Origin of the sequence: Streptomyces roseolus (assembly GCF_014649855.1) — a bacterium.
GTDB classification, from domain to species: domain Bacteria; phylum Actinomycetota; class Actinomycetes; order Streptomycetales; family Streptomycetaceae; genus Streptomyces; species Streptomyces roseolus.
In genome coordinates this window covers 156,107-180,630 of record NZ_BMTV01000008.1, presented here as the reverse complement: position 1 = coordinate 180,630, position 24,524 = coordinate 156,107, and the positions used below count along the sequence as shown (strand labels likewise).

The 24,524-nt window shown below is 74.4% G+C and carries 22 protein-coding genes; 10 read left to right on the top strand and 12 right to left on the bottom strand.

Annotated elements, in window-relative coordinates:
- Nucleotides 1–43 precede the first annotated feature (43 nt).
- The 6 genes from IE245_RS12125 to IE245_RS12100 form a co-directional block, all read right to left on the bottom strand.
- Nucleotides 44–1,051 (bottom strand): RNA polymerase sigma factor, encoded by a 1,008-nt coding sequence (locus IE245_RS12125; protein WP_189946899.1) that lies wholly within the window; start codon nt 1,049–1,051, stop codon nt 44–46.
- 122 nt (nt 1,052–1,173) lie between these two features.
- The gene (gene dnaG / locus IE245_RS12120) at nt 1,174–3,078 is read right to left on the bottom strand and encodes a DNA primase (RefSeq protein ID WP_189946816.1); all 1,905 of its coding nucleotides are present in this window, start codon (nt 3,076–3,078) and stop codon (nt 1,174–1,176) included.
- A gap of 29 nt (nt 3,079–3,107) precedes the next feature.
- Entirely contained in the window at nt 3,108–4,367 is a 1,260-nt protein-coding gene (locus tag IE245_RS12115; protein WP_189946815.1) for an NAD(P)/FAD-dependent oxidoreductase, read from the bottom strand.
- 184 nt (nt 4,368–4,551) lie between these two features.
- A complete protein-coding gene (locus IE245_RS12110; protein WP_189946814.1) occupies nt 4,552–5,853 on the bottom strand; it encodes a deoxyguanosinetriphosphate triphosphohydrolase in 1,302 nt (433 codons plus the stop codon).
- 35 nt (nt 5,854–5,888) lie between these two features.
- Nucleotides 5,889–6,689: a sirohydrochlorin chelatase gene (locus tag IE245_RS12105; protein ID WP_189946813.1), complete on the bottom strand. Its 801-nt coding sequence runs from the start codon at nt 6,687–6,689 to the stop codon at nt 5,889–5,891.
- Between the two features lie 248 nt (nt 6,690–6,937).
- Nucleotides 6,938–7,669, bottom strand: coding sequence for a hypothetical protein (locus tag IE245_RS12100; protein ID WP_308436604.1), 732 nt, complete (start codon nt 7,667–7,669; stop codon nt 6,938–6,940).
- A gap of 75 nt (nt 7,670–7,744) precedes the next feature.
- Here IE245_RS12100 and IE245_RS12095 point away from each other — a divergent pair, with 75 nt between their 5' ends.
- The 3 genes from IE245_RS12095 to IE245_RS12085 all read left to right on the top strand — a co-directional run bounded on the left by IE245_RS12095 (nt 7,745) and on the right by IE245_RS12085 (nt 11,335).
- The gene (locus IE245_RS12095; RefSeq protein WP_189946812.1) at nt 7,745–8,467 is read left to right on the top strand and encodes an aquaporin; all 723 of its coding nucleotides are present in this window, start codon (nt 7,745–7,747) and stop codon (nt 8,465–8,467) included.
- A 35-nt stretch (nt 8,468–8,502) separates the two neighbouring features.
- On the top strand, nt 8,503–9,180 hold the full coding sequence (locus IE245_RS12090) for a SanA/YdcF family protein (protein WP_189946811.1): 678 nt from the start codon (nt 8,503–8,505) through the stop codon (nt 9,178–9,180).
- A gap of 73 nt (nt 9,181–9,253) precedes the next feature.
- Entirely contained in the window at nt 9,254–11,335 is a 2,082-nt protein-coding gene (locus IE245_RS12085) for a molybdopterin oxidoreductase family protein (protein WP_189946810.1), read from the top strand.
- Here the strand turns inward: IE245_RS12085 and IE245_RS12080 are convergent.
- Genes IE245_RS12080 through IE245_RS12060 form a run of 5 tightly spaced genes read right to left on the bottom strand, consistent with a single transcriptional unit; the run spans nt 11,301 to nt 16,285 of the window.
- Nucleotides 11,301–11,699, bottom strand: coding sequence for a gamma-glutamylcyclotransferase family protein (locus IE245_RS12080; protein WP_229851228.1), 399 nt, complete (start codon nt 11,697–11,699; stop codon nt 11,301–11,303). The two genes, IE245_RS12085 and IE245_RS12080, sit on opposite strands and share 35 nt — an antisense overlap.
- The gene (cutA, locus tag IE245_RS12075) at nt 11,696–12,040 is read right to left on the bottom strand and encodes a divalent-cation tolerance protein CutA (protein ID WP_189946808.1); all 345 of its coding nucleotides are present in this window, start codon (nt 12,038–12,040) and stop codon (nt 11,696–11,698) included. The genes IE245_RS12080 and cutA overlap by 4 nt, the downstream gene beginning before the upstream one ends.
- Before the next feature lie 19 nt (nt 12,041–12,059).
- Nucleotides 12,060–13,922 carry an ABC transporter ATP-binding protein gene (locus IE245_RS12070; protein ID WP_189946807.1) on the bottom strand — a complete coding sequence of 621 codons (1,863 nt, stop codon included), beginning with the start codon at nt 13,920–13,922 and terminating at the stop codon, nt 12,060–12,062.
- Entirely contained in the window at nt 13,919–15,664 is a 1,746-nt protein-coding gene (locus IE245_RS12065; RefSeq protein WP_189946806.1) for an ABC transporter ATP-binding protein, read from the bottom strand. The genes IE245_RS12070 and IE245_RS12065 overlap by 4 nt, the downstream gene beginning before the upstream one ends.
- Nucleotides 15,665–15,673: 9 nt before the next feature.
- Nucleotides 15,674–16,285 carry an NADPH-dependent FMN reductase gene (locus IE245_RS12060; protein ID WP_189946805.1) on the bottom strand — a complete coding sequence of 204 codons (612 nt, stop codon included), beginning with the start codon at nt 16,283–16,285 and terminating at the stop codon, nt 15,674–15,676.
- Between the two features lie 78 nt (nt 16,286–16,363).
- Between IE245_RS12060 and IE245_RS12055 the strand changes: the two genes are divergently transcribed.
- From IE245_RS12055 to IE245_RS12040, 4 genes are all read left to right on the top strand, one after another.
- Nucleotides 16,364–17,164 (top strand): aminotransferase class IV, encoded by an 801-nt coding sequence (locus IE245_RS12055; RefSeq protein WP_189946804.1) that lies wholly within the window; start codon nt 16,364–16,366, stop codon nt 17,162–17,164.
- Nucleotides 17,165–17,173: 9 nt separating this feature from the next.
- A complete protein-coding gene (locus tag IE245_RS12050) occupies nt 17,174–17,983 on the top strand; it encodes a sporulation protein (RefSeq protein WP_189946803.1) in 810 nt (269 codons plus the stop codon).
- Between the two features lie 242 nt (nt 17,984–18,225).
- A complete protein-coding gene (locus IE245_RS12045; protein ID WP_189946802.1) occupies nt 18,226–18,738 on the top strand; it encodes a GVDTG sorting domain-containing protein in 513 nt (170 codons plus the stop codon).
- A 136-nt stretch (nt 18,739–18,874) separates the two neighbouring features.
- Entirely contained in the window at nt 18,875–19,495 is a 621-nt protein-coding gene (locus tag IE245_RS12040) for a class F sortase (RefSeq protein ID WP_189946801.1), read from the top strand.
- Nucleotides 19,496–19,504: 9 nt separating this feature from the next.
- Here the strand turns inward: IE245_RS12040 and IE245_RS12035 are convergent, their stop codons facing one another.
- Entirely contained in the window at nt 19,505–20,287 is a 783-nt protein-coding gene (locus IE245_RS12035; protein WP_189946800.1) for a sulfite exporter TauE/SafE family protein, read from the bottom strand.
- Nucleotides 20,288–20,467: 180 nt separating this feature from the next.
- Here IE245_RS12035 and IE245_RS12030 point away from each other — a divergent pair, with 180 nt between their 5' ends.
- From IE245_RS12030 to nirD, 3 genes are read left to right on the top strand one after another with little or no spacing between them, the layout of a single operon-like run.
- Entirely contained in the window at nt 20,468–21,658 is a 1,191-nt protein-coding gene (locus tag IE245_RS12030) for an NAD(P)/FAD-dependent oxidoreductase (protein ID WP_189946799.1), read from the top strand.
- The gene (nirB, locus tag IE245_RS12025) at nt 21,655–24,186 is read left to right on the top strand and encodes a nitrite reductase large subunit NirB (RefSeq protein WP_189946798.1); all 2,532 of its coding nucleotides are present in this window, start codon (nt 21,655–21,657) and stop codon (nt 24,184–24,186) included. Before IE245_RS12030 ends, nirB begins: the two co-directional genes overlap by 4 nt.
- Entirely contained in the window at nt 24,183–24,518 is a 336-nt protein-coding gene (gene nirD, locus IE245_RS12020) for a nitrite reductase small subunit NirD (RefSeq protein ID WP_189946797.1), read from the top strand. Before nirB ends, nirD begins: the two co-directional genes overlap by 4 nt.
- Nucleotides 24,519–24,524: the final 6 nt, after the last annotated feature.

Below are 24,524 nucleotides of genomic sequence, written 5' to 3'. Positions count from 1 at the left end.
CGGAGGGCCCGTGCCGGAGGCGGCGCGGGCCCTTCGCGCGTCCTCAGTCCAGGTAGCCGCGCAGCTGGTCCGCGTAGGCGTGGTCGCGGAGTCTGGAGAGGGTCTTGGACTCGATCTGGCGGATCCGTTCGCGGGTGACGCCGAAGAGCTGCCCGATCTCCTCCAGGGTGCGGGGGCGGCCGTCGTCGAGGCCGTAGCGGAGCTGGACGACCTTGCGCTCGCGCTCGCCGAGGGTGGAGAGGACGTCCTCCAGGTGGCGGCGGAGCAGCAGGAAGGCGGCGGACTCGACGGGCGAGGCGGCGTCGCCGTCCTCGATGAGGTCGCCGAGGTCGACGTCCTCCTCCTCGCCGACGGGGGTGTGCAGGGAGACGGGCTCCTGGGCGAGCCGGAGGACCTCGACGACCCGCTCGGGGGTGAGGTCGAGGTGGGCGGCGACCTCCTCGGCGGTGGGCTCGGTGCCGCGTTCCTGGAGGAGGTGGCGCTGGACGCGGATGACCCGGTTGATGAGCTCCACGACGTGGACGGGGACGCGGATGGTGCGGGCCTGGTCGGCGAGGGCCCGGGACATCGCCTGGCGGATCCACCAGGTGGCGTAGGTGGAGAACTTGTAGCCGCGGGCGTAGTCGAACTTCTCGACGGCCCGGATGAGGCCGAGGTTGCCCTCCTGGACGAGGTCGAGCATGGTCAGGCCGCGGCCGACGTACCGCTTGGCGACGGAGACGACGAGGCGGAGGTTGGCCTCGATGAGCCTGCGCTTGGCGATCCGGCCGAGGACGACGAGCCGGTCGAGGTCGTACGCGAGCTGCGAGTCGAGGTCGGGGGTGCGGGCCAGTTTCTCCTCGGCGAAGAGGCCGGCCTCGACGCGGCGGGCCAGTTCGACCTCCTCCTCGGCGGTGAGGAGGGGGATGCGGCCGATCTCGCGGAGGTACTGGCGGAAGAGGTCGGCGGAGGGGCCGTTGCCGCCGGGGTCGGCGGCGCGGCGCCGCTGGGCCGGGACCTCGGGGAGCGGGGGCAGCTCCTCGGGGTCGGTGGTCTGGATCTCGGTCTGCACGGCGGGCGACCTCCAGGAGGGGCGGAACGGATCCGTCACCCGGCCCAGTGTGGAGTACGACACATCGCCGCCACGAGGGGCGTGCGGTGACTTTTTGAGTCCGGGCCGTGACCGAACGTGCCTCAGAGGGCGGCGGCGCCGTGGTTGCGGAGGGACTGGCCGTACTGGGTGAGGACCCACAGCTCGTTCTGCACGGCGGCGAGCCGTTCGGGGTCGCCGTGGGCGCCGAGCCGGGCGAGGGTGCCCTGGACGTCGCGGATGCGCCGGTCGACGGCGCGGAGCCGGACCTGGACCAGCTGGGCGCCGGCGTACACCTCGTCGACGGTCTTGGCGAAGACGGTCTCGACGGCGAGTTCGGTGACGAGGGCGCGGACGGTGTCGTCGGGCGCGGCCTCGCGGACGGCGTCGAGGTAGTCGGCGGGGGCGCCGTCGGCGCCGCCGGCGTCCTGGATGCACTGGCGGACGGCGGCGTAGGGCGGGGCGGTGAACTCGTCGGTGCCGTAGGCGTCGAAGGCCGGGGAGACGAGCGCCGGGTACTGGAGGGCGAGCTTGAGCAGCTCGCGCTCGGTGCGGTGGGCGGGGCTGCGCAGGTTGAGCGCGGGCCCGGCGGGGCCGCTGGGGGCCTGGACCTCGCCGTACGAGCGCTGCTGCCGCCGTCCGTCGCCGCGCTGGGGGCCGCCCTGGTCCTTGCCGCCGCCGCGCTGCCAGCGGGCGATCTGGGCGACCCGGCGGACGACGAACTGGGTGTCGAGGATGCCGACGAGGCCGGCGAGCTGGACGGCGACCTCGTGCTGCGAGGAGACGTTCTTGATCTTGGCGACGACGGGGGCGGCCTCGTCGAGGGCGGCGGCCCGGCCCGCCGGGGTGTCCAGGTCGTAGCGGTTCACGATCTGGCGGAGGGCGAACTCGAAGAGCGGGGTGCGGGGCTCGACGAGGTCGACGACGGCGTCGTCGCCCTTGGCGAGGCGCAGTTCGCAGGGGTCCATGCCGTCGGGGGCGATGGCGATGTACGTCTCGGCGGCGAACTTCTGGTCGTCCTCGAAGGCGCGCAGCGCGGCCTTCTGGCCGGCGGCGTCGCCGTCGAAGGTGAAGATGACCCGGGCCGAGCCGTTGTCCATGAGGAGCCGGCGGAGGATCTTGATGTGCTCGCCGCCGAACGCGGTGCCGCAGGTGGCGATGGCGGTGGTGACGCCGGCCAGGTGGCAGGCCATGACGTCGGTGTAGCCCTCGACGACGACGGCCCGGCTGGTCTTGGCGATCTCCTTCTTGGCGAGGTCGACGCCGTAGAGCACTTGGGACTTCTTGTAGACCGGGGTCTCGGGGGTGTTGAGGTACTTGGGGCCGTTGTCGTCCTCGCGCAGGCGGCGGGCGCCGAAGCCGACGATCTCGCCGCCGACGTCCCGGATGGGCCACATGAGGCGGCCGCGGAAGCGGTCGATGGGGCCCCGGCGGCCTTCCTGGGAGAGGCCGGAGACGATCAGTTCCTTGTCGGAGAAGCCCTTGCCGCGCAGGAAGCGGGTGAGGTGGTCCCAGCCGGCCGGGGAGTAGCCGACGCCGAAGTGCTCGGCGGCGGCCTGGTCGAAGCCGCGCTCGGCGAGGAACTTCCGCCCGATCTCCGCCTCGGGCGAGTCGAGTTGGGCGGCGTAGAACTCGGCGGCGATCTTGTGGGCCTCGATCAGGCGGATGCGCTCGCCGCGCTGGTGGCCGGGGTTGTAGCCGCCCTCCTCGTAGCGGAGGGTGATGCCCGCCTTGGCGGCGAGGCGCTCGACCGTCTCCGAGAAGGAGAGGTGGTCGATCTTCATCACGAAGGCGATGGTGTCGCCGCCCTCCTGGCAGCCGAAGCAGTGGAAGAGTCCCTTGCTGGGGCTGACCTGGAAGGAGGGCGACTTCTCGTCGTGGAAGGGGCAGAGTCCCTTGAGGTTCCCGCCGCCGGCGTTGCGGAGCTGGAGGTACTCGGACACCACGGAGTCGATCGGGACCGCGTCCCGGACCGCCTTCACGTCGTCATCGTTGATCCTGCCTGCCACGCGTAGAGTCTACGGCTCGCCCGTACGTGTCAGAGCAGGCTCTCCAGGGGGACCGACGGGTCGCAGAGGGCGTCCGGGTCCACGGTGGCACGGGAGCGGATGAGCTTCTGGACGGTTTCTGTGACGTCCCACACGTTCACGTTCATGCCGGCGATCACCCGGCCCTCGTGGAGCCAGAAGGCGATGAACTCGCGCTTGCCGGTGTCGCCGCGGACCACGACCTGGTCGTACGAGCCCGGGGGCGCCCAGCCGGAGTACTCCATGCCGAGGTCGTACTGGTCGGTGAAGAAGTACGGGATCCGGTCGTAGGAGACCTCCTGGCCGAGCATGGCGCGGGCGGCGGCGGGGCCGCCGTTGAGCGCGTTGGCCCAGTGCTCGACGCGGATGCGGTGGCGGAGGAAGGGGTGCTCGAAGGCGGCGACGTCGCCGGCGGCGTAGATGTCGGGGTCGGTGGTGCGCAGGGAGGAGTCGACGGCGATGCCGCCGCCGTCGGCGCGGTCGACGAGGGCGAGGCCGGCGTTCTCGGCGAGGGCGGCGCGGGGGGCGGCGCCGACGGCGACGAGGACGGCGTGGGCGGGGTGCTCCTCGCCGTCGTCGGTGCGGACGGCGAGGACCATGCCGTCCTGGCCGGTGATCTCGGTGATGCGGGCGCCGAAGTGGAAGCGGACCCCGTGCCCGGTGTGGAGGTCGGCGAAGAGCTGGCCGAGCTCGGGGCCGAGGACCCGGTGGAGCGCGGTCGGCTCGTACTCGACGACGGTGACCTCGGCGCCGTAGGTGCGGGCGGCGGCGGCGACCTCCAGTCCGATCCAGCCGGCGCCGGCGATGACGAGGTGGCCGTTGTCCCGGCCGAGGGCCTTCAGCTCGTCGCGGAGCCGCTCGGAGTGGGAGAGCCGGCGCAGGTGGTGGACGCCGGCGAGGTCGGTGCCGGGGACGTCGAGGCGGCGGGGCTCGGAGCCGGTGGCGAGGAGCAGCTTGTCGTAGCGGATGACGGTGCCGTCGCCGAGGCGGACGGTGTGGGCGTCCCGGTCGACGGCGGTGACGGTCTGGCCGAGGTGGAGCTCGACGTCGTGGGCGGCGTACCAGGCGGGTTCGTGGACGAGGGCGGAGTCGCGGTCCTTCTTGCCGAGGAGGTAGCCCTTGGAGAGCGGGGGCCGTTCGTAGGGGTGGTCGCGTTCGTCGCCGATGAGGATCACCCGGCCGTTGAAGCCCTCGGCGCGGAGCGTCTCCGCCGCCTTGGCGCCGGCCAGGCCCCCGCCGACGATGACAAAGGTCTGATCTGCGTCGACCACGTTGATTCCTCCTCGTTGCGACCGATTCTCTACGCTACGCCCCCGGGCCCGGCCCCGGCCGCACCACCCGGGACGTGCATGCGAGGGTCCCGCACGGTGCCGGAAGGCGAAAGGGGGCGAACGGCCCCGGGGGGCCTGTCCGAGGATGCGCGCCGAATCAGGCGGGAATCCTCGGACAGGTCCCCTACGCGCCGGGGGTTCGGAGGCGGGCGTGGAGGGCGCGGGCGGTGGCGTCGGTGAGGGAGGCGATCTGGTCGACGATCACCCGCTTGCGGGAACGGTCGTCGGGCGCGGCGGCGAAGAGGGCGCGGAACTGCGGTTCGAGTCCGTCGGGGGCGCGGGCGACGAGCGCCTCGGCGAGTTCGGCGACGACGATCCGCTGGTCGGCGCGGAGCGCCTCCTGTTCGGCGCGCTGCATGACGTACCGGTCGGCGACGGCCTTGAGGACGGCGCACTCGTTGCGGGTGGCGCGGGGGACGACGAGTTCGGCGCCGTAGCGGGTGAGCCGGCCGGAGCCGTAGGCCTGGCGGGTGGCGCCCTCGGCGGCGAGGCAGAAGCGGCCGATGAGCTGGCTGGTGGCGTCCTTGAGGCGGGCCTGGGCGGTGGCGGAGCCGTCGTAGCCGTGCGGCCACCACTCCTGGTCGAGGAGGCGGTCGAGGGCCGCGGCGAGTTCGGCGGGGTCGGTGTCCTCGGGGACGTAGCGGCCGACGGCGACGGCGAAGACGTCGGCGCGCTCGGGCTCGGCGTGGAGGAGGTTGGGGTCGATGTGGCCGGCGTGCAGGCCGTCCTCGAAGTCGTGGACGGAGTAGGCGACGTCGTCGGACCAGTCCATGACCTCGGCCTCGAAGCACTTGCGCTGGTCGGGGGCGCCGCGCCGGACCCAATCGAAGACGGGCAGGTCGTCCTCGTACACGCCGAACTTGGAGGAGCCGGGGTCGGTGGGGTGGCCGCCGCGCGGCCAGGGGTACTTGGTGGCGGCGTCGAGGGCGGCGCGGGTGAGGTTGAGGCCGACGGAGACGGGTTCGCCGTCGGGGCCGGGGACGAAACGCTTGGGCTCGATGCGGGTGAGGAGGCGGAGCGACTGGGCGTTGCCCTCGAAGCCGCCGCAGTCCTTGGCGACGTCGTTGAGCGCCTGTTCGCCGTTGTGCCCGAAGGGCGGGTGGCCCATGTCGTGGGAGAGGCAGGCGGCTTCGACGAGGTCGGGGTCGCAGCCGAGGGCGGCGCCGAGCTCGCGGCCGACCTGGGCGCACTCCAGGGAGTGGGTGAGGCGGGTGCGGGGGCTGGCGTCCCAGGCGTACCCGCGGGTGCCGGGGGTGACGACCTGGGTCTTCCCGGCGAGCCGGCGCAGGGCGGCGGAGTGCAGCACGCGCGCGCGGTCGCGCTGGAAGGCGGTGCGGCCGGGGCGCTTGTCGGGCTCGGCGGCCCAGCGCTCGGTGGCGGTCGGGTCGTACCCGGGGGTCTCGCTGGTGCCGTCGTAGCCTGCCATGTCTCGACGGTAACCGGCGGGGCCGACAAAAGGGTTCAGATGGCGGCGAGTTCCCGCGAGGGAGTGGCGGGGGCGGCGGGGCGGCCGGTGCGGGACAGGTCGTAGCGGTGCAGGACGAGCCGGGCGAGGGCCGGGTGGGCACCGAGCGGGTCGGCGGCGATCCAGGGGGCGTGGGCGGCGGCGCGGGCGGCGAAGAGGCCGGGGGCGGTGAAGCAGGAGGCGACGGCGACGCGGTGGTGTCCGCGGGCGGTGAGCGCGGCGACGGCCTCGGGGACGGTGGGGGCGGCGGCGGAGGCGTACGCGGCGACGACGGGCACCCCGCCGAGGCGTTCGCCGAGGGCGGCGGCGATCCGGCGGAGGGTGGCGGCGGAGCGGGGGTCGCGGGAGCCGGCGGAGGCGAGGACGACGCCGGTGGCGCGGGAGGCGGAGTCGGCGGGCGTCCAGCCGGCCCGGGCGAGCCGGTCGGCGAGGGCCTCCACGAGCAGCGGGTGGGGGCCGAGGGGTGCGGCGACGCGGGCCCGGAGCGCGGGGACGGCGGCGAGGGCGGCGGGCAGGTCGTGGGTGACGTGGTACCCGGGGGCGAGGAGGAGCGGGACGAGCACGGCCTCGCGCCCCTCGGCGGCGAGGGCCGCGAGGGTGTCGTCGAGGAGCGGCGCGTTCAGCTCGATGTGGGCGAGCCGCACGTCGAGCCCGGGGCGCAGTTCGCGGACCCGGTCGAGGAGCCGCGCGAGCGTGGCACGCGCGCGGGGGTCCCGGCTGCCGTGTCCTACGGCGACGAGGACGGGGGCGGCGACGGGCGCGGGGGCGAGGGCGGGGAGCTGTGCGAACGGCTGCATGGGCGGCGTACCTCCTGCTCGGTCTTCCCCGCCGGGGCGTCGTACGGACGCACCCGGCGGAGCTGGAGTCCGAGTTGTTCCGCGACCCGCCCCAGCAGGGCGGCGGCGTCCGCGAACGTGCTGTCCGGCTCCGTCACGGACCGATCCTGGCCCCGGGACGTTGCCTGCCCGTTGCGCGCCGGTCACGGCTCCTTTCCAGCACCGCACACCGGTGTTTCACCGGGCTCACGCGCGCGTGGGGCGGGTTGTCAGGCGGCGAGCCAGACGCGGAGGGGGCCGAGCCCGGTGAAGCCGGCGGCGAGGGCGGCGGCCAGGTCGTCGCCGGACTCGTAGCCGACGACGGGGAGGGCGGGGTCGGCGGCGGCCAGGGCGGCGGCCCAGACGAGGGCCGGGTCGGTGCCGTCGGCGGCGAAGAGGTTGGAGACGCCGGTGGCGCCGGCGCCGGTGGAGAGGACGGCTCCGCCGAGGATCCGCCCGTCGGGGCCGGGGACGGTGAGGACGGTGACGTCCGGATCGTCCAGGAGGGCCGGGCGGAAGAGCGCCGCCCCGTCGGCGTCGCCGCCGCTCCAGGCGTGCGCCCAGACGGCGAGGGCCCCGGGGGTGCCGGCGCGGGTCCAGGAGGGGCCGGGGACGGCGGGCGGGCCTGCCGGGCGGCCGATCCAGGTGGCGTCGAAGAGCGGCCGGAAGCCCTCGGGGGCGAGGTCGAGGCGGGCGTAGGAGTCCTTGACGGAGGCGCCGGGCGCGCTCAGGTCGATGCCCGCGAGGACGTCGGCGGCGGTCGCGTCCGCCGTCAGGGAGACGGCGTCGGGGTAGTAGAGCGGGGTGCGGCGGGGGCTGGTCCAGGCGCGGGGGCCGGTGGTGGGGGCGAGGCCGTGGGCCCGGCACATGCTCGCGCACCACGCGGCGTTGTTCCACACGGCGGCGGTCAGCAGCGCGTCGCCGGCCGGGAGGGCTCGGGTCGGAAGCTCTTCGTTGATCACCGCCGGATCGTACGGAGGACCCGCCCCTCCCCTCCCCTCTTTTTTCGTTCCGAATCACGGAATATCTTTTCCGTTATGAGAATGTCCCCCGCGTCGCTCCCCCGGCGCGCCACCGCCGAGTTCACCGGCACCGCCGCCCTCGTCGCCGTGATCGTCGGCTCCGGCCTCCGCGCCGACTCCCTCAGCCAGGACATCGGGGTCCGGCTGCTCGCCAACGCCACCGCCTCCGCCCTCGGCCTCGGGCTCCTGATCGCGCTCCTCGGACCGCTCTCCGGCGCCCACTTCAACCCCGTCGTCACCCTCTCCGAGTGGTGGGGCCGCCGCCGCGAGCAGGAGGGCCGCGAGGTCCTCGCCTACGTCGCCGCCCAGGTCGCCGGCGCGGTCGCGGGCGCCCTGCTCGCCGAGGCGATGTTCGGCCGGGCGCCCGGCTCCTGGTCCACCGAGCCGCGCGCCGCGCTCCATCTGCTGCTCGGCGAGGCCGTCGCCACCGCCGGGCTCGTCCTCGTCGTCCAGGGCCTGCGGCACATCGGCCGCCCCCAGCTGGCCCCCGTCGCCGTCGCCGGGTACATCGGCGCCGCGATCTGGTTCACCTCCTCCGGTTCCTTCGCCAACCCGGCGGCCACCCTCGGCCGCTCCCTGACCGACTCCTTCACCGGCATCGCCCCCGCCTCGGTGCCCGCCTACGCCTGCGCCCAGCTCCTCGGGATGCTGCTCGGGATGGGGCTCGCGAGCGTGCTGTACGGAACGGACCGGACCGCCGCCGAACCGCGGAAGGCCCCCGCGCGTCCGACCGGGTGACAGCCCGTCCCCTTCCCCGCCCCTGGAGGCAGCCGATGCAGGTCCGGTTCCCCCGCACCGTCCGGGCCCGCCGCCGCGCCGTCCAGGCCGTGATGGCCGCCGCCGTCCTGGCCCTCGCGCCCGCGACCTGGACGCACACCGCCGCCGCCGGAAAGCTGCGGACCACCGCCGACGTGCCCGCCCGGGACGTCGCCGTGGTCTTCGGCGCCGGACTGTGGAACGGCCGCCCGACGCCGTACCTCGCCCACCGGCTCGACACCGCCGCCGAGCTCTACCGCACCGGCAAGGCGAAGGTCCTCCTCGTCACCGGCGACAACAGCCGGACCGCGTACGACGAGCCGAGCGCCATGCGCGCCTACCTGACGGCCCGGGGCGTCCCGGACGAGAAGGTCGTCAGCGACCACGCGGGCTTCGACACCTGGGACAGCTGCGTCCGGGCCCGGAAGGTCTTCGGCGTCGACCGGGCCGTCCTCGTCACCCAGGACTTCCACGTCAAGCGGGCCGTCGCCCTCTGCGAGCGGGCCGGGGTGGCCTCGTACGGCGTCGGCGTCGCCGAACCGCACGACACCACCTGGTACTACGGCACCACCCGCGAGCTCCTCGCCGCCGGGAAGGCCGCCCTCGACGCCGCCACCCGCCCCGACCCGCACTTCCTCGGCCCCCGGGAGACCGGGGTGGCGGAGGCCCTCGCCTCACCCCGCGCCACCCCGTGACCTGAGCGGAGAGCACCGCGCCCGTAATACGGGACGCCGCCGCCCGTAACACGCCCGACGCACCCTTGACGGCATGCCCGACGCCACCGCGGTCCCCACCCACTGCCCCTACTGCGCCCTGCAGTGCGGCATGAAGCTCCGCCCGACCGGCACGGCGGAGCTGCCCGCCGAGGTGGTCGAGCGGACCGACTTCCCCGTCAACCGGGGCGCGCTGTGCGGCAAGGGCCGCACCGCCCCCTCCGTACTCTCCTCCCGGGTCAGGCTCACCGAGCCCCTGGTCCGCCGCCCTGACTCCGGGGCGCTCGAACCGGCCTCCTGGGAGGAGGCGCTCTCCGCCGTCGCCGAGGGGCTGCGCCGGACCCGCGCCGACCACGGCCCCGACGCCGTGGGGGTCTTCGGCGGCGGCGGACTCACCAACGAGAAGGCGTACGCGCTCGGCAAGTTCGCCCGGCTCGTCCTCGCCACCTCGCAGATCGACTACAACGGCCGCTTCTGCATGTCCTCGGCGGCCGCCGCCCACCAGCGGGCCTTCGGCCTCGACCGCGGCCTGCCGTTCCCGCTGGAGGACGTCCCGAGGACGGGCTGCGTGATCCTCGTCGGCTCCAACCTCGCCGAGACCATGCCGCCCGCCCTGCGCTACCTCACCGAACTGAAGGAGAACGGCGGAAAGCTGATCGTCGTCGATCCGCGCCGCACCCGCACCGCCGAACAGGCCGACCTCCACCTCGCCCCCCGCCCCGGCACCGACCTCGCGCTCGCCCTCGGCCTGCTGCACCTGGTCGTCGCCGAGGGCCGCGTCGACGAGGAGTTCGTCGCCGGGCGCACCACCGGCTGGGAGGCCGCCCGGGCCGGCGCCATGGCCCACTGGCCCGAGCACGTCGAGCGGATCACCGGCGTCCCCGTGCCCGCCCTGCGCGAGGCCGTCGCGCTGTTCTGCGACGCCCCCGCCGGCATGGTGCTCACCGCGCGCGGCCCCGAGCAGCAGTCCAAGGGCACCGACACCGTCGGCGCCTGGATCAACCTCTGCCTCGCCACCGGCCGGGCCGGCCGGCCGCTCTCCGGCTACGGCTGCCTCACCGGCCAGGGCAACGGCCAGGGCGGCCGCGAGCACGGCCAGAAGGCCGACCAGCTGCCCGGCTACCGCAAGCTCGACGACCCCGCCGCCCGCGCCCACGTCGCCGGCGTGTGGGGCGTCGCCCCCGAGACCCTGCCGGGGCCGGGGCGCAGCGCCTACGAACTCCTCGACGCGCTCGGCGGCGAGGTGAGGTCGCTGCTCCTCATGGGCTCCAACCCGGTCGTCTCCGCGCCGCGCGCCGCGCACGTCGAGGAGCGGCTGCGCTCGCTCGACTTCCTCGCCGTCGCCGACGTCGTCCTCTCCGAGACCGCCGCGCTCGCCGACGTCGTCCTGCCGGTGACCCAGTGGGCCGAGGAGACCGGCACGATGACCAACCTGGAGGGGCGGGTGCTGCTGCGCCGCCGCGCCCTCACCCCGCCGGAGGGGGTGCGCAGCGACCTGGAGGTGCTGCACGCGCTCGCCGGGCTGCTCGGCTGGGAGAAGGGCTTCCCCACCGACCCGGAGGAGGTCTTCGAGGAGCTGCGGCGGGCCTCCGCCGGCGGCCCCGCCGACTACGCGGGCATCAGCTACCGGCGGATCGAGGAGGAACAGGGCGTCTTCTGGCCCTGTCCGGAGGAGGGCCACCAGGGCACGCCCCGGCTCTTCCTCGACCGGTTCTCGACCGCCGACGGGCGGGCCCGCTTCGTGCCGGTGACGCACCGGCCCGCCGCCGAGGAGACCGACGCGGACTATCCGGTGGTCCTCACCACCGGCCGGGTCGTCTCCCAGTACCAGTCCGGGGCGCAGACCCGGCGGGTGGCGGAGCTGAACGCCGCCGCACCCGGCCCCTTCGTGGAGCTGCACCCGCGGCTCGCGGAGCGGGTCGGGGTCGCGGAGGGCGAGCCGGTGGCGGTGGTGTCGCGGCGCGGGCGGGCGGTGGCGCCGGCCCGGATCACCGGCGCGATCCGCCCGGACACCGTCTTCATGCCGTTCCACTGGTACGGGGAGGGGCGGGCGAACACGCTGGTGAACCCTGCGCTCGACCCGGTCTCCCGGATGCCCGAGTTCAAGGTGTGCGCGGTGCGTCTGGAACGCGGCTGAACCAGTCGCCGGAGGCGATGAGCGGGCCGACCGGGGTGCCGGGGGCGGCGAGGTAGACCCAGGCGCGGACGGCGGCGCCGTCTCCGGTGCGGACGGTGTCGAGGGCCGCCCGCTCGTACCCGGCCTCGTACTCCAACCGGTCGAGGGCGTCGAGGAGTTCGCCGTACGCCTCGGGGACCGGGGTCACCAGGCTGCCGCGGACCGTGCCCTCGCCGGGGACGGCGTACGGGTGGCCGGGGCCGTCGTGGAGGAGCGCGCCCGGGAGGAGGGCGTCCTCCTCGGTGGCGGTGCGCCCGAGGAGGAGCCGGTCGTGGTGGCGCGCGCCGGGGCGGAGCGTGCCGTAGACGAAGAATGGCAGGGTCACGAAGTGCCGACCTCGGTTTCCAGCCATTCCAGATAGGCGGCGGAGCCGTGGACGACCGGGACGGCCAGGATCTCCGGGGTCTCGTAGTCGTGCGCGGCGAGGAGGTGGGCCTCCAGGGCGGCGTACCGGCCCTCGGTGGTCTTGTAGAGGACCTGCCACTCCTCGGCGGTCTCGACGGCCGACTTCCAGTGGTAGACGGAGGTCACGGGCCCGGTGACCTGGGCGCATGCGGCGAGCCTGGCCTCGACGGCGCCGCGCGCGAGCGCCTCCGCCTTCTCCCGGCTGTCGGTGGTCGTGGTCACGGTGAGGGCGGTGGGCGCGCCCGGCTTCTGGTCGGTCACGCCCCCACCGTACGGTCCCTCAGCCGGTCGCGAACTGCGCTTCGTACAGCCGGGCGTACGCGCCGCCGCGGGCGAGCAGCTCCTCGTGGGTGCCCTGCTCGGCGATGCCGCCGCCGTCCATGACCACGATGGTGTCGGCGTCCCGGACCGTGGAGAGCCGGTGGGCGACGACGAAGCTGGTGCGGCCGGCCCGCAGGGCGGACATGGCGCGCTGGACGTGGAGTTCGGTGCGGGTGTCGACGGAGCTGGTGGCCTCGTCGAGGACGAGGATCACCGGTTCGGAGAGGAAGGCGCGGGCCAGCGTGACCAGCTGGCGCTCGCCGGCGCTGAGGCCGCCGCCGTCCTCGTCGAGGACGGTGTCGTAGCCGTCGGGGAGGGTACGGATGAAGCGGTCGGCGTGGACGGCCTCGGCGGCGGCGACTACCCGTTCGCGGGAGACCTCCCCGGGGACCCCGTAGGCGATGTTCTCGGCGAGGGTGCCGCCGAAGAGCCAGGTGTCCTGGAGGACCATGCCGATGCCGGAGCGCAGCTCCTCCCGGTCCATCCGGGCGGTGTCGACGCCGTCGAGGAGGATCCGGCCGCCGGTCGGCTCGTGGAACCGCAGCAGCAGGTTGACCAGGGTGGTCTTGCCGGCGCCCGTGGGGCCGACGAGGGCGACGGTGCGGCCGGGTTCGACGGTGAGGGAGAGGTCGTCGACGAGCGGCCGGTCCGGCTCGTAGCGGAAGGAGACGTGCTCGAAGACGACCCGGCCGCGCCGCACGGCGGGCTTCTCGGGGTCGGCCGGGTCCGGGCGCTCCTCCTCGGCGTCGAGGAGGTCGAAGACCCGTTCGACGGAGGCGACGCCGGACTGGAGCAGGCTCGCCATCGCGGCGACCTGGTTGACCGGGCCGTTGAACTCGTAGGAGTACTGGACGAAGGCCTGGACGTCGCCGACGGTGAGGGTGCCGCTCGCCACCCTCAGGCCGCCGAGGACGGCGATCAGGACGTAGCCGAGGTTGCCGGCGAGGGTGACGGCGGGCTGGACGAGGCCGGAGACGACCTGGGCGCGGAGCCCGGCCCGGTACAGCTCCTCGCCGAGCTCGTCGAAGCGGCGGACGGCCTCGTCGCGGCGGCCGAAGGCGACGACCTCGGTGTGGCCGGTGATGGTCTCCTCGGCGTGGCCGCCGAGCCGCCCGGTGACCGCCCACTGCTTCACGAACTGCGGTTGGGCGCGGCGGGCGACGAGGGCGGCCAGGCCGAGCGAGACGGGCACGGTGCCGAGGGCGACGAGGGCGAGCCCCGGGGAGATCCAGAGCATCATCGCGAGCACGCCGAGGAGAGTGAGGACGGCCCTGATCATCTGGCTGAGCGCCTGCTGGAGGGTCTGGGTGACGTTGTCGACGTCGTTGGTGGCGCGGGAGAGGACCTCGCCGCGCGGCTGCCCGTCGAGGTAGCCGAGCGGCAGCCGGGCCAGCTTGTGCTGGGCCCGCTCGCGCAGCCGGTGGCCGGCCCGCTGGACGACGTCGGTGACGAGGCGCTGCTGGACCCAGGTGAGCAGGGAGACGGCGGCGACGGTCACCGCGGCGAGGGCGAGCTGCCGGCCGACGGCGGCGAAGTCGACGCCGCCCGGCCCGGCGGCGCCGGCGAGGACGAGGTCGGTGGCGCGGCCGAGGAGGAGCGGGATCAGGACGGCGAGGCCGACGGCGACGGCGCCGGCGGCGAGCGCGGCGGCGAGCCGGGCCCGGTCGGGGGCGAGGGTGCGCAGCAGGCGGATCGCGGAGGCGCGGAAGCGGAGGGAGCGCTCCAGGGAGGGCGTGCCGGGCGCGCCGGGCCCGCCGCCCTGCTGGGGGGCGGGGCCGCGGCGGGCGGGGGCGGCGGGGCGGGGTGCGGTCGCGGTGGTCACGCGGCGGCCTCCTCGGTGGGCTGGGAGCGGACGATCTCCCGGTAGGCGGGGCTGTTCGCCAGGAGTTCCTCGTGGGTGCCGGTGCCGACGGCGCGGCCCCGGTCGAGGACGACGATCCGGTCGGCGTGGCGGATGGTGGAGACCCGCTGGGCGACGAGGACGACGGCGGCGTCGGCGGTCTCGCGGCGCAGGGCGGCGCGCAGCCGGGCGTCGGTGGCGTTGTCGAGGGCGGAGAAGGAGTCGTCGAAGAGGTAGAGGCGGGGGCGGGCGACGAGGACCCGGGCGATGGCGAGCCGCTGGCGCTGGCCGCCGGAGAGGTTGGCGCCGCCCTGGCTGACGGGAGCGTCGAGCCCCTGTTCCAGGGCGCGGACGAAGTCGGCGGCCTGGGCGGTCTCCAGGGCGTGCCACAGCTCCTCGTCGGTGGCGGCGGGCCTTCCGTACCGGAGGTTGGAGGCGATGGTGCCGGAGAAGAGGTACGGCTTCTGGGGGACGAGCCCGACGGTGGCGGCGGTGACCGCGGGATCGAGGGCGCGGACGTCGGCGCCGTCGAGGAGGACCCGTCCTCCGGTGGCGTCGAGGAGCCGGGGCACCAGGCCGAGGAGGGTGGACTTGCCGCTGCCGGTGGCGCCGATGACCGCGGTGGTCTCGCCGGGGGCGGCGTGCAGGGTGACGCCGTCGAGGACGGGTTCCTCGGCGCCGGGGTAGCGGAAGGTGACGTCCTCCAGGGCGAGGTGTCCGGAGCCGGGGACGGCGGCGGGGGCGGGGGTGGTGGAGGACGTGCGGGCGAGGGCGGGGGTGGTGGCGAGGACGTCGCGGACGCGGGCGGCGCCGGCCTCGGCCCGGGGCAGGTGCATGAGGAGGAAGAGCGCCATCATCACGGACATGGCGGTCTGGAGGAGGTAGCCGAGGAAGGCGACGAGGGTGCCGGCCTGGACGGCGCCGGAGTCGATGCGGTGGGCGCCGGCCCAGACGAGGAGGATGGTGGTGGCCTCCCAGACCAGCAGGACGACCGGGTACATGACGGCCTGGAGGCGGCCGGCCCGGAGGCCGGTGTCGAGGAGGGCGGTGTTGGCGCCGGCGAAGCGGGCGCGCTCGTGGCCGTCGCGGACGAAGGCGCGGACGACCCGGGCGCCGGTGATCTGCTCGCGCAGCACCCGGGTGACCCCGTCGAGGTGCTCCTGCATGCCCCGGAAGAGGGGCCGCATGCGGAGCACGACGGTGCCGACGGCGAGGGTCATGACGGGGACGAAGAGCAGCAGGACGAGGGCGAGCGGCACGTCCTGGCGCAGGGCCATCGCGAGCCCGCCGACGCACAGCAGCGGGGCGGCGACCAGCATGGTGAGCGCGAGGACGGCGAAGGTCTGCACCTGCTGGACGTCGTTGGTGGCGCGGGTGATGAGCGAGGCGGTGCCGAAGCGGCCCCGTTCCAGGACGGAGAGGTCCTGGATCCGCCGGAAGACCTCGGAGCGCAGGTCGCGGGCGACGGAGAGGGCGATCCGGGCGGCGGTCCAGGTGACGGCGGCGGCCGCGGCGGCCTGGAGGAGGGTGACGGCGGCCATGACGGCGCCGCCGGACAGGACGCGGCCGGTGTCGCCGCGGAGGACGCCCTCGTCGATGACGCCGGCGTTGAGCGCGGGCAGGGCGAGCGAGGCGAGGCTCTGGACCAGCTGGAGCAGGACGAGTAAGACGAGCCGGGCGCGGTGCGGGCGCAGCCGCCCGGCGAGGAGGCGGAGCAGGGTCATGACGGCACCTCAGGCGGCGTAGGGGCGGACGGCCTTGGCGTCGCGCAGGGCGGTGCCCCACCAGGCGAGCTGGTCGAGCATGAGTTTGGCGCCGGCCTCGGGCCCGGTCGGGTCCTTGAACCGGCCGTCCTCGTCGAACTGCCCGTGGGCGTTGGGCAGGACGACGCCGTCGCGGACGGTCACGGCGTGCATCTCGGCGTAGACCTGGCGGAGCTGCTCGACGGCCCGGATGCCGCCGGAGATCCCTCCGTAGGAGACGAAGCCGACGGGCTTGGCGCGCCACTGGGTGTAGTGGCGGTCGATGAGGTTCTTGAGGGAGGCGGGGAAGGAGTGGTTGTACTCGGGGGTGAGGACGACGAAGGCGTCGGCGGCCTCCAGGACCGGGGTGACGCGGGCGAGTTCGGCGCGGACGGCGGGGTCGGGGTCGTAGGAGAGTGAGGTGGGGAGGGTGACCTCGGCGAGGTCGAGGACGGTGAGGGCGAAGTCCTCGCGCTCGGCGACGCGGGAGCGGAACCAGTCGGCGATCACGGGGGCGAAGCGGCCTTCGCGGTCGCTGGCGACGACGAGGGCGAGGGTCAGGGGGGCGGTCCGGGCGGCGGTGGTGGCGTTCGTGATGTCCATGCCGAGGATCCTGGTACCTCAAGTTTGGTTGAGGTCAAGCGGGGATTTTCCGCACCTCCTCCGGACTACGGTGAGGGCATGACGACTTCGCCCGCGCACATCGAGATCGACGGCGTCCCGGCCGCCGACCCCGCCTCCCTCGCGGCCGTGCTGAGCGGCTACGGCCACTTCACCGCGATGCAGGTGCGGGACGGCCGGGTGAAGGGCCTCGGCCTGCACCTCGACCGCCTCGACCGGGCCACCCGCGAGCTGTTCGGCGAGCCGCTGCCCGGCGGACGGGTCCGGGACCTCCTCGCGCGGGCCGTCGGGGCCTCCGGCCGGCGGGACTCCTCGGCGCGGGTGTACGTGTACGGGGACGGCCCCCGGGTCCGGGTGGTCGTCACCGTCCGCGAGGCCGCGCCCGACGGCCTCGGCGCGCCGCAGCGGCTGACGGCCGTCGACTACCTGCGCCCGGCGGCGCACCTCAAGCACCTGGGCGGCTTCGGGCAGACGTACCACGGCGACGCGGCGCGCCGGGCCGGCTTCGACGGGGCGCTGCTGACGACGCCGGCGGGCGAGGTCGCCGAGGGCGCGGTCGCCAACATCGCCTTCTGGGACGGCACTTCGCTGGTGTGGCCGACGGCGCCGCACCTCACCGGGATCACCATGGCGCTGCTCGCACCCCGGCTGCCGTCGGTCCACCGCCCGGTCGCCCTGGGCGAGTTGCCGGGGTTCCGGGCCGCTTTCACCGCCAACTCGCGCACGATCGCTCCCGTGACGGCGGTCGACGGGGTGACGTACCCGGTGGACGAGGCGCTGATGGCACGGGTCCTGGGGGCCTACGCGGAGGTGCCGGGCGAGGAGATCGATTCCGGTGACGGGGACGGTTCCGCCGGTTAGCCTGCGGCCATGGTGTTCAAGAGACTTTTCGGCAGTGGCGGGATCCCGCTGGAGATCGACACGATCGTCCCCGACGAGCCGGTCCGCCCGGGCGGGAAGCTGAAGGGCGAGGTCGTGGTCCGCGCGCCCGAGCGCGACCTGAAGATCGAGTCGATACGCATGCGGATGGTGGTCAACGCGTCCCTGGCGCACAAGGGGGACGACGACGGCAAGGACGACGGCGCGACGCTCTGCTACCCCAGCGCCAGCGGTTGGTTCGAGCTGAAGAAGGGCGAGGAGCGGCGCATCCCGTTCTCCGAGCGCCTCAAGTGGGAGACGCCGCCGAACGAGATGCGCGGCGAGCGGCTCGGCGTCTCGATCGGCGTCCGGACCGAGGTCGAGGCGGTCGGCGTCAAGGCGGCGACGGACCTGGACCCGGTGCGGGTGGAGACGCTGCCGCTGCACGAGGCCGTCCTCGACGCCTTCGAGGCCGAGGGGTACGCCTTCGAGAGCTCCCGCGTCCACGAGAACTCGATCAGCTCGGCGGAGTACCACCTCTACCTGTGGCAGGGCTTCAGGCTGACCGACCGGCGGGGCGGGGAGGGCCGCCCGTCGCAGGTGGAGCTGACCTTCCACACCAACGCGGTCGGGTCCGAGATCTTCCTGCGCCGGTTCCGGCAGGGCCGCGACGGCTACTGGAGGGACCAGCCGAAGGCGCTGCGGTTCGTCGCCGCGCACCACGAGGTCGGAAGCCGCGACTTCGGCGCCGACGCCCAGGCGTGGCTGGAGGCCCTCGCCCGGCGCAAGGGCGGCAAGAACGCCCCGGAGGACGAGGACTGACGGAGCGGCCGGGGTGTGCGCGGACCTTCCCCGGGGCCCGCTCACCCGTTCGGCACGCCACCTCGCCCGACGGCCCACAACCAGCTCTGACCTGCGGAAACGCACCGCCTCCAGCCGACGCGCCGTATCGGACGGAGCAATCCTGACGCGCCATCAGCAGGCGGGCGGCGCGCCGGGGCCGTTTGCTCGGTCGTACGGAAGACCGTACGACCGAACGACCGCGCGCCCCGGAGGACCCCACCATGCGCCCCACTGCCCGCCTGCTCACCGGAACCGCGCTGACGGTCGTCGCGCTCGGCGCCTTCGCCGCGCCGGCCGCGTACGCGAACGACGACGGCCCCCAGACGCTGGAGATCTACCCCTCCTCCGCGTCCCCCGGCACCACCGTCACCGTGAACACCCTGGCCTGCGGCAAGAACGGCCACGGCGTCGGCGACGCGAACTCGGTCGGCGCCGGAGAGTTCCAGCTCCGCCCGAGCACGCACAAGGAGGTCGTGGTGGGCCAGTTCACGCTGCCCCAGCACGCCAGGCCCGGGACCCACTGGATCGCCGTCGCCTGCGACAACGGCCGGACCGCCCGCGGCGAGCTGACCGTGAAGCACCGCGAGCCCAGCGGTCACGTCAAGACCGGTGTCGGCGGCAGCATCGGCCCCGACACCGCCCAGGTCACGGCGGGCGCGGCGGTGCTGGCCGCGGCCGCCGTCGGCGGTGTGTGGCTCATGCGGCGCCGGGCGAGCGGCGCCCAGGGCCACTGATCACACCGCCCCGTCCCGCCCCCGCCCGGCATCCGCACACGGCCGGCCGGGGGCGGGACCTTCGCCCCTCTCCCCCTCTCCCCCTCTCCGCCCGATGCCCGATCCCCGTGTCCCCGTGACCTCGTGAGGAACCGACGTGAGCAACAGGAGCAAGGGCTGGGGCCTGGCGGTGGCCGCCTGCGTCGGCCTCTGGCTCGTCCAGAACGGCTCGCAGGACGTCACCCCGCCCGTCCCGTCCGCCGCCCAGGCCTTCGCCGCCGGCCCGAGCGTCCACACGGACGCCGCCGCCGACCCGCTGCCGTCGTCCCCGCCGGTGCGGCTGCGCATCCCGGAGACGGACGTGGACGCGCCGATGACCCGGCTCGGCCTCGCCGCGAACGGTTCCCTGGAGGTGCCGCCGGCCGAGGACCGGAACCTCGCCGGCTGGTACGGGGACGGCGTCACGCCCGGTGCCAAGGGCACCGCGATCGTCGCGGGCCACGTGGACAACGCCGGCGGCCCCGCCGTCTTCTACACGCTCGGCGCCCTGAAGAAGGGGCACCGGATCGAGATCGACCGGGAGGACGGGAAGACGGCCGTCTTCACCGTCGACGCCGTCGAGGTCTACGACAACGACGCCTTCCCCGACGAGAAGGTGTACGGCGCCACCGACCGCGCCGAGCTCCGCGTCATCACCTGCGGCGGCGGCTTCTCCGAGAAGGGCGGCGGCTACCAGGGCAACGTCGTCGCCTTCGGGCACCTCATCGGCGTGCGCTGAGCCGGCGGCTCACGCCCACTGGTCCCAGCCCAGCTTCGCCACCATCGACAGGACCACGACCAGCAGCACCCCGCGGACGAACCCCGAGCCCTTGCTGAGCGCCATCCGGGCGCCGACCATCCCGCCGGTCAGGTTGAAGGCAGCCATGAGCGCGGCCAGCTGCCAGTAGACGGTGCCCTGGTAGGCGAACATGGCGAGCGCGCCCCCGTTGGTGCAGACGTTGACGATCTTGGCGGTGGCGGAGGCCGTCACCAGGTCGAGGTGGAGCACGGCGGTCAGCGCGAGCACCAGGAAGGTGCCGGTGCCGGGCCCGAACAGCCCGTCGTAGAAGCCGATCCCGCCGCCGACGAGGACGATCGCCGTGACGATCCGGGCCCGGGTGAGCGGCGCCCGGTCCTCCTCCGCCCGCACGCCGAACGACGGCTTCAGGATCACGAACGCGGCCACCGCGACCAGCACGACGATGATCAGCGGACGCAGCACCTCCTTGCTGACCATGGTCACGAACAGGGCGCCGAACGACGAACCCGCGAGGGCCGCGAGCCCGACCCGCACCGCCGTCCCCACCGGCACCTTCGTCTTGCGCGCGTACGTGACGGCCGCACCGGTCGTGCCCACGATCGCGACCGCCTTGTTGGTGCCGAGGACGTATCCGTTCGCCGCGTTCGGGAAGGCGATCAGCAGCGCCGGCAGGAGCAGCAGCCCGCCGCCTCCGACCACGGCGTCGATCCAGCCCGCGACGAGCGCGGCCAGACACAGCAGGACGAGGGTGGTGAGCGTGATCTCGGGCATGCGGCGAGCCTAGGGACGGGATCGTTGGCCCGTCCACGGATCCCGTGATCGTTGAGCGAACTCTGAGCTTGGGCGGCCCCGCGCCCTCACAGCCCGCCCCCCGCCCCGCGGAGATCAGCGTTCCGTGCGGGAAACAGCCGGGATGCCACCGGGAAACACCGGGCCCGCACCCTTCCGGACATGAGTACACGGATCGTGGTGGTCGGAGGCGGAACGGCGGGCCTCCGCCTCGCCCAGCGCCTGCCGGTCACCCTCCTCGGCGAGGAGCCGCACACCCCGTACAACCGGGTGCTGCTCGCCGACGTCCTCGCCGGACGGTACGCCCCCGAGGTCGTCGCCCTGCCCGAGCCGCGCGAGCCGGTGCGCCGCGGGGTGCGGGTGGTGGGGATCGACCGGGCGGCCCGGACGGTGGAGTGCTCCGACGGCGAGCTCGTGCCGTACGACCGGCTGGTGCTCGCCACCGGCTCCAACCCGGTGCTGCCGCCGCTGCGCGGTCTGCGCGGGGCGGAGCTCCCGGAGGGCGTGCACTCCTTCCGCACGCTCGACGACTGCCTGGCGCTGCGGGCCGTCGTCCGGCCCGGGGTGCGGGCGGTCGTCATCGGCGGCGGCCTCCTCGGGGTGTCGGCGGCGCGGGCGCTCGCCGCGCTCGGCGCCGAGGTGGTCCTCACCCAGCAGGGCGAGGGCCTGATGGAGCGGCACCTGGACCCGCACGCCTCCGGGCTGCTGCGGGAGCACCTGGACGGTCTCGGCGTCGAGACGCACACCGAGTGCCGGGTCAGCGGGCTGCGGCAGCGGGACGGGGCGGTGACGGCGGTCGAACTGGCCGACGGCTTCGTCCTGGACGCCCAGGTCGTCGTCCTGGCCTGCGGGGTGCGGCCCCGGGTGGCGCTGGCCCGCGAGGCCGGGCTCGACGTCCGCGGCGGCGTCGTCGTCGACGACGAGCTGCGGACCTCGGACCCGTACATCCACGCGATCGGCGACTGCGCCGAGCACGACGGCCGGGTCTACGGCCTGGCCGGCCCGGCGCTCGAACAGGCCGACGTCCTCGCCGACGTGCTGTCCGGCACCGCCGGGCCCCGCTACACCGGCACCCGGGCCCTCACCCGGCTCACCCTCGGCGGTGCGCAGCCGCTGGACCTCGCCGCCTTCGGCGAGGCCACCCCGCGGCCGGGGGACGACGTCGTCCAGCTGGCCGACGCGACCAAGGGCGCCTACCGCAAGGTCGTCGTCCGCGACAACCGGCTCGTCGGGGGCGTCCTCCTCGGCGATCTGGCCGCGGTCGGCGCGCTCGCCCGGGCCTGGGAGGGCGACGAGGCCCTCCCGGAGGCCCCCCTGCTTCACCTGCTCACCCACGACGGAGGCTCCTCATGACCACCCCCACCATCGTCCTGGTCGGCCACGGAATGGTCGGCCAGCGGTTCCTGGAGGCGCTCGCCGACCGGGGCGTCACCGAGCGGGCCCGGATCGTGGTCCTCTGCGAGGAGCCCCGCCCGGCGTACGACCGCGTCCAGCTGACCTCGTACTTCTCCGGGAAGACGCCCGACGACCTGTCGATGGTCGAGGACGGCTTCATGGAGAGGCACGGCATCGAGCTGTACACCGACGAGCCCGTCGTGGCCATCGACCGCGCGGCGCGGACCGTGACCGCCCGGTCGGGGCGGACCGTCGCCTACGACCACCTGGTGCTCGCCACCGGCTCGTACCCCTTCGTCCCGCCGGTGCCCGGGAAGGACGCCACCGGCTGCTTCGTCTACCGGACGATCGAGGACCTCCTCGCCATCGAGGAGTACGCGAAGACGGCGACGACGGGTGCCGTGGTCGGCGGCGGCCTGCTGGGTCTGGAGGCGGCCGGCGCGCTGAAGGGCCTCGGGCTCGACACCCACATCGTGGAGTTCGCCCCGCGGCTGATGCCGGTCCAGGTCGACGAGGGCGGCGGCGCGGCGCTGCTGCGGACGATCGAGCAGATGGGGCTGACCGTGCACACCGGCACGGGCACCCAGGAGGTCGTGACGGCCGACGGGTCCGTGACCGGCATGAGGCTGTCGGACGGCTCCGAACTCGCCGTCGACATGGTGGTGTTCTCGGCGGGCGTGCGTCCCCGGGACCAGCTGGCGCGCGAGTGCGGGCTCGACGTGGGCGAGCGCGGCGGCATCGCCGTCGACGCGCACTGCCGCACCTCCGACCCGGCGGTCTTCGCGATCGGCGAGTGCGCGCTCGCCGCGGACGGGCGGGTCTACGGCCTGGTCGCGCCGGGGTACGAGATGGCGCAGACGGTGGCCGGCGTGCTCGCCGAGGAGGAGCCCGGGGACGGCTTCACCGGCGCCGACCTGTCGACCAAGCTGAAGCTGCTCGGCGTGGACGTCGCCTCCTTCGGCGACGCGCACGGCACCACCGAGGGCTGCCTCGACGTCGTGTACGCGGACTCCCGCGCCGGCGTCTACAAGAAGCTGGTGGTGGACGGCGAGGGCCGGCTCCTCGGCGGCGTCCTGGTCGGCGACGCCGAGTCGTACGGCCTGCTGCGCCCGCTGACCGGCACCAGACCGCCGGTCTCCCCCGAGCAGCTGGTGCTCCCGGCGGGCGCGGGGGCACCGGTGGCGCTCGGCCCGTCGGCGCTGCCGGACGACGCCGTCATCTGCTCCTGCCACAACGTGACCAAGCACGCCATCACCCAGTGCGCCTCGCTGCCCGAGGTGAAGAAGTGCACCAAGGCCGGCACCGGCTGCGGCAGTTGCGTGAAGGTCATCGAGAAGCTGCTGCCGAAGGCGGCCGACCAGGGCCTGTGCGGCTGCTTCTCGTACTCCCGCAGCGAGCTGTACGAGATCGCCCGCACCCTGCGGGTGACGTCCTTCGCGGCGCTGCTCGACTCGCACGGCCGGGACGGCGCGAAGGGCGGCGAGGGCTGCGAGGTCTGCAAGCCGACCGTCGGCTCGATCCTGGCCTCGCTCGCACCGGCCATCGGCCTGGACGGCTACATCCTGGACGGCGAGCAGGCCGCGCTCCAGGACACCAACGACCACCACCTCGCCAACCTCCAGCGCAACGGCTCCTACTCGGTGGTCCCCCGCATCCCCGGCGGCGAGATCACCCCGGAGAAGCTGATCGTGATCGGTGAGGTGGCCCGCGACTACGGCCTCTACACGAAGATCACCGGCGGTCAGCGGATCGACCTCTTCGGTGCCCGCGTCGACCAGCTCCCGGCGATCTGGACCCGCCTGGTGGACGCCGGCTTCGAGTCCGGCCACGCCTACGGCAAGGCGCTGCGCACCGTGAAGTCCTGCGTGGGACAGACCTGGTGCCGCTACGGCGTCCAGGACTCGGTGAAGATGGCGATCCAGCTGGAGCTGCGCTACCGGGGCCTGCGCGCCCCGCACAAGCTGAAGTCGGCGGTCTCCGGCTGCGCCCGCGAGTGCGCCGAGGCCCAGTCGAAGGACTTCGGCGTGATCGCCACGGCGAACGGCTGGAACCTGTACGTCGGCGGCAACGGCGGCGCGACCCCGCGCCACGCCGACCTGCTCGCCCAGGACCTGTCGGACGCCGAACTGATCCGGCTCATCGACCGGTTCCTGATGTTCTACATCCGGACGGCGGACCGCCTGGAGCGGACGTCGGTGTGGCTGGAGCGCCTGGAGGGCGGCCTCGACCACCTCCGGGACGTGATCGTGAAGGACTCGCTGGGCCTCTGCGACGAGCTGGAGGGCCTGATGGCCGCGCACGTCGCCGACTACCAGGACGAGTGGGCGCGGACCCTGGACGACCCGGAGCGGCTGCGGCGCTTCGTCTCCTTCGTGAACGCGCCGGAGACGCCCGACCCGACGGTCCGGTTCGTGCCGGAGCGCGACCAGATCAAGCCGGACCTCACGATCCTGACGATCGGCACCCTGGAAGGAGCCTCCCGATGACCACGGCGACCCTCGAACTCTCCCCGGCCCCCGACTCCTGGATGGCGGTCTGCGAGGAGGCCCGGCTGACCCCGGGCCGCGGCCTGGCGGCGCTGCTGCCGGACGGCCGGCAGGCGGCGGTCTTCCGGGACCGGGCGGGGCGGGCGTACGCGATCGACAACCGCGATCCGTTCACCGGGGCGCAGGTGCTGTCCCGGGGGCTGATCGGAACGGCGGACGGGCGGCCGTTCGTGGCCTCGCCGCTGCTGAAGCAGCGCTTCGACCTGGAGACGGGTCGGTGCCTGGACGACGACGAGGTGACGGTGGCGGTCTACCCGGTCCGCCTCACCTGACGGGAC